Source organism: Actinoplanes sp. NPDC048791 (genome assembly GCF_040650095.1).
GTDB lineage: Bacteria > Actinomycetota > Actinomycetes > Mycobacteriales > Micromonosporaceae > Actinoplanes.
Window position 1 is genome coordinate 1 of the sequence record NZ_JBEZGQ010001012.1, and the last position, 2,974, is coordinate 2,974.

Here is a 2,974-nt window from a genome sequence, read left to right on the forward strand (position 1 = left end):
CTGCGCTCCCGCACGATGCGGTGGGAGGAGATCGCCCACGTCCGGCTGCACCGGCTCACCCTCGTCGGCCGCGGCTTCGACCCCCGCGGCCTGGTCGGCGTGGAGGCCGGGCACCTGGCCCGCGAGCCCGAGTACGTGGGCGCGGCGGGGGCCTACGCCACCGGCACCCCCGACGGCGTGCGGTCCTGGCTGCGGCACTATGCGGCAGCGGTGTCCGCGGGAGCCGACGAGATCGCGGAGATCGGTGACACCGTGCTGAGCCCTTCGGGTACGTAACTCCTCGCCCGGTTGGCTGCCATCTGCGTCGATGTCCGGAACACCCGGTTTATGCCGGGCTCGGTTGGCATACTCGGCCGGGTGGGAGACGACTGGAAGCGTCCGTACACCCCGGGCTCGGGCCGCTGGCTGGTGATCGGCTGGGAAGCCATCGCGCTGGCCCTGCTCGGCTGGAGCACAGTCGAGCAGTTCGGGCTGGCCGGCGCCGGGGTCCGCATCCTGGCCACGGTGATCACGGCGGTCTGGGTGGTCGGCGGCTGGCGGATCCGCGAGATGGGCGTCTACGTCGGCCCGGCCGGCCTGCGCGTCCGCGGGCTGCTGCGCTCCCGCACGATGCGGTGGGAGGAGATCGCCCACGTCCGGCTGCACCGGCACACCCACAAGCTCGGCCGCTGGGAGATCGAAGCCGGCATGACCGTGCTGATCGAGCGCCGCGACGGGACGATGGTCAACACCGAACTGTGGGCCCAGGGGATGGACTTCCACTCCCGGCCGCACGTCTTCCGCGCGGTCTACCGCGAGCTGCGGGAGCGGCACCTGGCCGCGGTCGCCCCGGCCTGAGCCGGACATGAGGACGGCGCCTCACAGGTGAGGCGCCGTCGCTTCGCACGTCCTACCGGGCTATCAAGCGTGCACCTGGGTCGTTGTCGGCAGTCCTGATGAGGTGCCGCCGCAACGTGCCTGCCGTGGCTGATCGCGCGTGGGTTCCCGGTGGCCGTACACGGTGCTCCTTGAAGGGCTCCGCTCCTTCTTTCTACGCCCGGCCGCCCTTGATCGCCAGAGTTTCGGCAGCGTAAAGCCTTCCGGAGGGATTAGTCAGACCCATCCGGGGGCTCAGGCGAGGGCGGCGCGGGTGCGGCGGTGGCGGCCGTAGATGGCTATTCCGATCGCGACCCCGACCCCGACGCCGAGCGCGGCCGCGGCGACCGGCACGGCCGGGCGTTCCCGCAATCTGCGACCCAGCGGTACGGGGTGCCGGAACTCCAGCACCGGCCAGGACCGCTCCAGCGCGACCCGGCGCAGCGTCCGGTCCGGGTTCACCGTGCTGGGATGGCCGACCGCCTCCAGCAGCGGCAGATCACTGCTCGAGTCCGAGTACGCGTAACACTCCGCCAGGTCGTACCCGCGCTCCTCGGCCAGCTCGCGGACGCCGTCGACCTTGCGCGCGCCGGCCGCGTAGAACTCGACCTCGCCGCTGAACCGGCCGTCGACGATGCCCATCCGGGTGGCGATCACGTCGGTCACCCCGAGCAGCGCCCCGATCGGCCGGACCATCTCGTCACCGGAGGCCGACACCAGCACGACGTCCCGGCCGGCGGCCTGGTGCTCGCCGATCAGGATGGCCGCTTCCGCGTACACGTACGGGTTGATCAGCTCTTCCAGGGTCTCCGCCACGATCTGCTGGACCTGCTCGACCTTCCAGCCCTTGCACAGCGCGGCGAGGTAGTCGCGGGTGCGGGCCATGGTCTGCTCGTCCGTGCCGCCCAGCCGGAACATCAACTGGGCGTAGGCGGATTTGACCACGTCGCGGCGGCTGATCAGCCCATCGCGGTAGAACGGCCGTCCGAAGGCCAGCGCGCTGGACTTGGCGATGACGGTCTTGTCTAGGTCGAAGAAGGCGGCACTCGGGCCCACGGGCCGAAAGTGTAGCCGCACGACGCACCGTCCCGGCCGCCTCGGGCCACGGACCGCGACGAAAATACCCCGGGACGGTAGTCGGTCACCGTGGGTACTCGACGGTGGCGGACTCCTGAGGCATGCTTGTGGTGCGACTGTGATTCATGTTGTCTGTGTGCAACAGGTGGGATTCAGCGAGTCGCACACACTTTTCCCGCACACAGATTCTCGGTGATTGCGCCCCCCGCGGTCACCGGGTCCGATTCGGCTCGACCCCCCCGGAGCCGAATCCCAGGACGACCCCCGACTCCCCCGTCGGGGGTCGTTCCCTTCTGTGCCGCTCAGGCTCCGGCTGCTTCTGCGCTGCTCAGGCGCCGGCTCTCGTCCTGCTCGGCGCGTCCGTCCGCCTCGGTCATGCCGAAGAGATCGCACAGGCCGGTGACGGTGAGCACCTGGCGGAAGCTCGGGCTGGGGTTCGTCACGACGAAACGTGCGTCGTGCTCGGTGGCGGCCCGGTAACCCTCGATCAGCGCGCCGAGGCCGGTCGAATCGATGAAGGTGGCCGCGCGCAGGTCGACCCGCAGCTCCGGCGGGGACCACTCGGCGACGGCGTCCCGCAGAGCCTGGGCGACCTCGTCGGCGTTGGTGAAGTCGATCTCGCCCAGCACGGCGACGCAGGCCGCCCCGTCATCGCCGAGCGAACTCTCGGTCGGGTGCTCCATGCCAACTCCATCGGTCCGGGTCGGCCCAACATACCCAACCCCGCGGGCGTTCATTCCCCTCACGTATCGGCTGGGCGACCCCCGAAGTTACCCCCGATCGCCACCCGATAACAGATCACTTCCCGGCCCGGGGCGTCGTCCACACCCACGGGTTGTCCACAGGCCGGGGCCGGGCCGGTTGAAGGGTGCCGGGCCCCGGCGCGACGGTGAGCGCCCAACAGCCCGCCGTACCCGTGGAGCCACGATGCCAGCCCGCACTCCCGTCCGTACCGGACCGCGCCTGCCGCTCGTCGTGACGGCCGATCCGGACCTCCTCGACGACCTGCTGCGCCTGGCCGCGGCCGGCGGCACCGAGGTCG

3 protein-coding genes and 1 pseudogene are annotated in these 2,974 nt (G+C 70.9%); 2 read left to right on the forward strand and 2 right to left on the reverse strand.

What is annotated here, in order from left to right; translation table 11 throughout:
- Both AB0C29_RS41305 and AB0C29_RS41310 read left to right on the forward strand, forming a co-directional pair.
- A pseudogene (locus AB0C29_RS41305) lies at positions 1–276 on the forward strand (hypothetical protein); the annotation flags it as partial.
- 81 nt (positions 277–357) lie between these two features.
- Positions 358–837, forward strand: coding sequence for a PH domain-containing protein (locus AB0C29_RS41310; protein ID WP_360832677.1), 480 nt, complete (start codon positions 358–360; stop codon positions 835–837).
- A 273-nt stretch (positions 838–1,110) separates the two neighbouring features.
- Here the strand turns inward: AB0C29_RS41310 and AB0C29_RS41315 are convergent, their stop codons facing one another.
- Both AB0C29_RS41315 and AB0C29_RS41320 read right to left on the reverse strand, forming a co-directional pair.
- Positions 1,111–1,911 (reverse strand): HAD family hydrolase, encoded by an 801-nt coding sequence (locus AB0C29_RS41315; protein WP_360550941.1) that lies wholly within the window; start codon positions 1,909–1,911, stop codon positions 1,111–1,113.
- 323 nt (positions 1,912–2,234) lie between these two features.
- The gene (locus tag AB0C29_RS41320; RefSeq protein WP_360832680.1) at positions 2,235–2,615 is read right to left on the reverse strand and encodes an STAS domain-containing protein; all 381 of its coding nucleotides are present in this window, start codon (positions 2,613–2,615) and stop codon (positions 2,235–2,237) included.
- Between the last annotated feature and the right edge of the window lie 359 nt (positions 2,616–2,974).